The 6,050-nt window shown below is 71.5% G+C and carries 3 protein-coding genes and 1 tRNA gene; 2 read left to right on the top strand and 2 right to left on the bottom strand.

Annotated features, from left to right (window positions below; all coding sequences use genetic code 11):
• The first annotated feature begins 387 nt into the window (after window positions 1–387).
• Together D7X55_RS34135 and D7X55_RS34130 are read left to right on the top strand one after the other, a co-directional pair.
• Complete coding sequence (locus tag D7X55_RS34135; protein ID WP_120552597.1) at window positions 388–1,308, top strand: class I fructose-bisphosphate aldolase; 921 nt, start codon at window positions 388–390, stop codon at window positions 1,306–1,308.
• A gap of 163 nt (window positions 1,309–1,471) precedes the next feature.
• The gene (locus D7X55_RS34130) at window positions 1,472–5,248 is read left to right on the top strand and encodes an ATP-binding protein (protein WP_121725240.1); all 3,777 of its coding nucleotides are present in this window, start codon (window positions 1,472–1,474) and stop codon (window positions 5,246–5,248) included.
• 90 nt (window positions 5,249–5,338) lie between these two features.
• Here D7X55_RS34130 and D7X55_RS34125 read toward each other — a convergent pair.
• Window positions 5,339–5,411: transfer RNA gene (locus D7X55_RS34125), tRNA-Ala, on the bottom strand.
• Between the two features lie 65 nt (window positions 5,412–5,476).
• The gene (locus tag D7X55_RS34120; RefSeq protein WP_120552595.1) at window positions 5,477–5,875 is read right to left on the bottom strand and encodes a hypothetical protein; all 399 of its coding nucleotides are present in this window, start codon (window positions 5,873–5,875) and stop codon (window positions 5,477–5,479) included.
• Between the last annotated feature and the right edge of the window lie 175 nt (window positions 5,876–6,050).

Genomic DNA, 6,050 nt, shown 5'->3' with positions numbered 1-6,050 from the left:
GCCCGGGGACAGGTTGCCCGGCGAGGGAGTCGCGGTCCCCGGCGCCCCTGTTCCAGGAGCATTCGAGGGAGCTGTCGTGGGCGAGATCTGCGCGCCCGCCACGCCACCGGTGAGCATCATTGCCACTGCGACGACCTTGCCGACTTCTCTGCCCATGCTGTGGTCCGCCTCGTGTGCGGCCGGGCATATCCGGAAGCCCGCGACGGCGCAGCATTTCTGTGCACCTTCCCGGAGGGCCAGATGTCGGCTTCCCTCCAGTCGGCTCGCGCGGCGAGGCGGTAGAGGGCGTGACAGTCGCCGACATCCGGTAGAGACAAAGCTTGGTCGGCGCGGGCAAGGAACGCAGAATCCCGCGCCGGTTCCGACGCCTTCCTTCGAGGAAAACCCATGGCCTACACCGACCGCGTCAAGCAGATCCTCTCGTGGTACCCCTCCGACAACCCCGGCACGCTGACGAACCTGGCGCGCCTGCTGAACCACGGCACGCTCGCCGGCACGGGCAAGCTGGTCATCCTGCCGGTGGATCAGGGCTTCGAGCACGGCCCCGCGCGCTCCTTCGGTCCGAACCCCGCCGGGTATGATCCGGACTACCACGCGCAGCTGGCCATCGAGTCCGGCTGCAACGCGTACGCGGCGCCGCTGGGCTTCCTGGAGGCCATCGCGGGCAAGCTCGCGGGTGAGATTCCCCTCATCCTGAAGGTGAACAACTCCGACTCGCTGGCCAAGACGGCCGCGCCCATGTCCGCGGTGACGTCGTCCGTGAAGGACGCGGTGCGTCTGGGCTGCGCGGCGGTGGGCTACACCATCTACCCGGGCTCCGCGGCCCGCAACGAGCAGTACCAGGACCTGCGCGACATCATCGCGGAGGCCAAGTCCTACGGCCTGCCCACGGTGCTGTGGGCCTACCCGCGCGGCGCCCTGTCCAAGGAGGGTGAGACGGCCATCGACGTGGTGGCGTACGCGGCGCAGATCAGCGCGCAGATGGGCGCGCACATCATCAAGGTGAAGCCGCCCTCGGACCACCTGGAGCAGGCGGAGGCGAAGAAGGCCTTCGAGAAGGCGAACATCTCCACCAAGACGCTCGCGGACCGCGTGCGCGAGGTGGTGCGCTCCGCGTTCAACGGCAAGCGCATCGTCATCTTCTCCGGCGGCGAGGCGAAGGAGACGGGCGCCCTCATCGAGGACATCCGGCAGATCCACCAGGGCGGCGGCTTCGGCTCCATCATGGGCCGCAACGCCTTCCAGCGTCCGCACGACGAGTCCATCAAGCTGCTCAAGGACGTGATGAACATCTTCGCGGGCAAGTAGTCCGCGCCAGGTGATGTGGCCGCCCCGTCCGGTGCTTCCGGAGTGTGGGCGGCCACGCCGCACCGTTCCGGCGTGAACGCTGGCGGGCAGCCAGCCCCCGGAGCGGCCGGCTTCCCCTTCCCCTCCACTGGTTCCCGCACGGCGCTTCGGTTAGGCAACGGGGATGATCGAAGGATCCAGCACGTCCGGCGACGGGGGCGCCGACCGCGCGACCCGGGAGGTGCTCGCCGGGGGCGGCGAAATGGGCGCGCTGATGCGGTCCATGGACTGGTCGAAGACGCCGCTCGGTCCGGTGTCCTCCTGGCCGCAATCCCTGCGCACCATCGCCAGCGTGTGCCTGACGTCGGGCTTCCCCATGATGGTGTTCTGGGGGCCGGACGCGGTGAAGCTCTATAACGACGCGTACAGCCGCATCCTGGGCGGCAAGCACCCCGCCGCCATGGGGCGGCCCGGGCGCGAGGTCTGGGCGGAGGTCTGGGAGCTGATCAGCCCGTGGGTGGAGCAGGTCCGCCGCGAGGGCCGCTTCCTCATGACGGAGAACCAGCGCCTCTTCATCGAGCGCAACGGCTTCCTGGAGGAGACCTACTTCACCTTCTGCTACAGCCCCGTCCGCGACGAGTCCGGCGCGGTCAACGGCGTGCTCGACACGGTGGTGGAGACCACCGGCCAGGTGCTGGACGCGCGCCGCCTCCTGACGCTGCAGGAGGTGGCCTCGCGCGCGGGCGGGAGGCGCGAGGTCCAGGACGCATGCACGCACGGCCTGGAGGCGCTCGCCACCAACCCCGCGGACCTGCCCTTCGCGATGCTCTACCTCATGGACGCGGACGGCCGCCGGGCCCGCCGGGCGGGGCACCTGGGCCTGGAGGCGGAGGGCCCCTTCAGTCCCGAAGAGGTGAGCCTGGAGCCGGGCGCGGCCTCTCCCTGGCCCCTGGCCCAGGTGGCCCGCTCCGGACAGGCCGAGCGCGTCACCGGGCTCCAGGCGCGCTTCGGTCCCCTCCCCCTGCGGGACGGCGTGCCGCAGCCGGACTCCGCGCTGGTGCTGCCCATGGCCCGCTCCGGTGAGTCGAGCCCGGCGGGCCTGCTGGTGCTGGGCCTGTCCCCCCGGGTGCCCGCGGATGCGTCGTACCTGTCGTTCCTGGAGCTGGTGGCGGGCGGGCTGGGCGCGGCCCTCTCCGGGGCTCGCGCGTACGAGGACGCCCGGCGGCAGGCGGAGTCCCTGGCGGAGCTGGACCGGGCGAAGACGGCCTTCTTCTCCAACGTCAGCCACGAGTTCCGCACGCCGCTGACGCTCATGCTGGGGCCGCTGGGGGACGTGCTCGCGGATCAGCAGCATCCCCTCGCGGCCTGGCACCGGGAGCAGCTGTCCCTGGTCCACCGCAACAGCCAGCGGCTGCTCAAGCTGGTCAACAGCCTGCTCGACTTCAGCCGCCTGGAAGCGGGCCGCATGCGGGCCGCCTTCGAGCCCACGGACCTGGGGCCGCTCACCGCGGGGCTCGCGGGCGCGTTCGACTCGGTGGTGACGAAGGCGGGGCTGCGGCTGGAGGTGGACTGCCCCCACCTGTCCATGCCCGTCTGGGTGGACCGCGATCTCTGGGAGAAGGTCGTCCTCAACCTGCTCTCCAACGCCTTCAAGTTCACCTTCCAGGGCACCCTCGCCGTCCGCCTGCGCGAGCACGAAGGCCAGGTGGAGCTGACCGTCAGCGACACCGGCACGGGCATCCCCGAGGATCAGCTGCCCCGCGTCTTCGACCGCTTCCACCGGGTGGAGGGCGCCCGGGGCCGCAGCCATGAGGGCAGCGGCATTGGCCTGGCGCTGGTGCGCGAGCTGGTGGAGCTGCACGGCGGCCGCGTCTTCGCGCGAAGCACCCTGGGCCAGGGCAGCACGTTCACGGTGACGCTGCCCACCGGCACGGCGCACCTGCCGCCGGAGCAGCTGCGGGCCCCGTCGGGGGACATCAGCCTCACCCCGAACCCGGAGCTCTACGTCCAGGAGGCCGCGCTGTGGGTGTCGGGCGCGGCGGACGACGCACCGGCGGTGGTGCCCGTCCCGGAGGCGCAGCCGGGGCTGGTGCGGGGCCACGTGCTGCTGGCGGACGACAACGCGGACATGCGCGACTACGTGCGCCGGTCGCTGGAGGGGCGCTTCACGGTGACGGCGGTGGCGGATGGCCGCGCCGCGCTGGAGGCAGCGCGCGAGCATCCTCCGGACGTGATGCTGACGGACGTGATGATGCCGGGCCTGGACGGCTTCGGACTGTTGCGCGAGCTGAAGGCGGATCCGCGCACGGCCCACGTCCCCGTCATCCTCCTGTCCGCGCGCGCGGGCGAGGAGGCCAAGGTGGAGGGCCTCACCGCCGGCGCGGACGACTACCTGGTGAAGCCGTTCGGCGTGCGCGAGCTGGTGGCCCGCCTGGAGGGGACGGTGAACGCCGCCAGGGCCCGCGCCCAGCGCGAGGAGCTGCTCCAGGCGCTCAAGCTGTCGGAGACGCGCTACCGGCTGGCCACCCGCGCCACGAAGGACGCCGTCTGGGACCTGGACCTGAGCACCCAGCAGCTCACCTGGAGCGAGGGCATCTACACCCTCTTCGGCTACGCGGTGGGCTCGGTGCCCACGGCGCTGGACTGGTGGACGGAGGCCGTCCACCCGGAGGACCGCAAGCAGGCCGCCGAAAGCCTCCACGCCATCGCGGAAGCGCCCACCAACAGCGACTGGCGCGCCGAGTACCGCTTCCGCAAGGCGGACGGCACCTATGCCCAGGTGGAGGACCGGGGCTGGGTGGTGCGCGACGCCGCCGGCACCGCGCTGCGAATGGTGGGGGCCATGCAGGACGTCACCCAGCGAAAGGCCGCCGAGGACGCCCTGCGCCGCAGCGAGGAGGAGTTCCGCACGCTGGCCGAGGCGCTGCCGGAGGCCGTCTTCGTCACCGCCCCGGATGGCGCCATCACCTACGTCAACGGCGTGCTAACGGAGGAGACCGGCGTGAGCGCGGAGACGCTGCTCGACCGGGGCTACCGGAGCGTCATCCACCCCGATGATCTGCCCGCCAGCGGCCGGGCCTGGGTGGAGGCGCTGGCGCACGGCGACCGCTACCAGGCCGAGCACCGGGTGCGCTACCGGGATGGCCAGTACCGCTGGCACCTGGTGCGCGCCATGTCCGTGCGGGACGCCGAGGGCCGGGTGCTGAAGTGGGTGGGCACGTCCATGGACGTCCACGAGCTGCGCCAGGCCCAGGCCCAGCAGCAGCAGCGCGCGGACTTCGAGCAGCAGCTCATTGGCATCGTGAGCCACGACCTGCGCAACCCCGTGAGCGCCATCCTCCTGGGCGCCGCCAGCCTGATGCGCCGCGAGGAGCTGGACGAGCGCAGCACCAAGGCCGTCAGCCGCATCCAATCCGCCGCGGAGCGGGCCCACCGGATGATCCGCGACCTGCTCGACTTCACCCAGGCGCGCCTGGGCGGCGGGCTGCACATCCAGCGGCGCGCGTCGGACGTGCACGAGATCGTCGACGGCGTGCTGGAGGAGATTGAAGCCACGCACCCGGACCGGGAGATCCGCCGGCGCCGGGGCGGCAGCGGCCAGGGCTTCTGGGATCCGGACCGGCTGGGACAGCTGGCCCAGAACCTGGTGACCAACGCGCTGAAGTACAGCCCCCGGGACACCGCCGTCCTCGTGGAGACCCACGGCGAGGACGACGCCGTGACGCTGTCCATCCACAACGCGGGCGCCCCCATTCCGCCGGAGCGCCTGGGCCGCCTCTTCCAGCCCCTCCAGCGCGCCAGCGGCGAGGTGGACCACAGCAGCCGGAGCATCGGCCTGGGGCTCTACATCGTGAAACAGCTGGTGGAGGCCCACGGGGGCGACATCACCGTGGTGTCCACCGCCGAGGCCGGCACCACCTTCACCGTGCGGCTGCCCCGCGACGCCCCGGCGGCCCCGTAGCGGCCAGGGGCCTCCGGGCTGGCGCCCTCCGGGGGCCGGAAAAGCGAAAGGCCCGCGAGATTTCTCTCGCGGGCCTCTCTCAATTCAGTGTGGAGCTAACCGGGATCGAACCGGTGACCTCTTGAATGCCATTCAAGCGCTCTCCCAGCTGAGCTATAGCCCCTTCTTTGCTGCGTGCTGCCCGGGTCCGCCGTGGGGGGCGGTCCGTGCCGTGAGGCGGCGCGACTTCTACGGCTTCTTCGTCCCGGACGCCACAACTTTTTGCGGCTTCGCGACGGTTTTTACCTTCAAACGGTCCGCCACCTCTTCTCCTTCCCGGAGCAGGTCGGTGAGGGACGCGGCGTGGTCCGCCGCCGCCTTCTCCGCCGCCGCGATGTTCTGCAGCAGCCGGGCGAAGTTCGCGGGCAGCTCCAGCCGGCCTGCCTGGACGGCCTGCCAGACGGCCTCGCCCAGCTCGCGGTGGGTCTGCTCCTTCTTGTCCTTGAGGAAGGCGGCCTTGCCGTTGGCCCGCGCCAGCTCCGTGTTGCGCTCGACGGCGTCCCGCAGCCTGGCCAGCTTGGCCTCGGCCGCCTGGAAGGCCTCGTTGATCTGCCGCATCACTTCGGACTGCTTCGGATCTGCCGCCACGGCTGTCACCCTCGGGAGAGGAGAAGGTCGTTCGTGCGTAACGTGGCGGCTCGGCGACTGTCAACCCGCCTTGCGGACCAGCCGGGCGGCGAAGAAGCCCCCGCCGGGGATACTGGGAGGCAGGGCGCGCAGGTAGGGGCCGTCCACCCCCACCTGATGCTCCGGCGCCCATCCC

This window comes from Corallococcus sp. AB049A, from assembly GCF_003668885.1.
Classification (GTDB): domain Bacteria; phylum Myxococcota; class Myxococcia; order Myxococcales; family Myxococcaceae; genus Corallococcus; species Corallococcus interemptor.
The sequence above is the reverse complement of the archived record's forward strand: the minus strand, read 5'-3'. Positions and strand labels throughout refer to the sequence as shown.

Bases quoted from the DNA above. Each gene is read 5' to 3' on its own strand.
- D7X55_RS34135 (WP_120552597.1), top strand. From the start codon at position 388: ATGGCCTACACCGACCGCGTCAAGCAGATCCTCTCGTGGTACCCCTCC.
- D7X55_RS34130 (WP_121725240.1), top strand. From the start codon at position 1,472: ATGATCGAAGGATCCAGCACGTCCGGCGACGGGGGCGCCGACCGCGCG.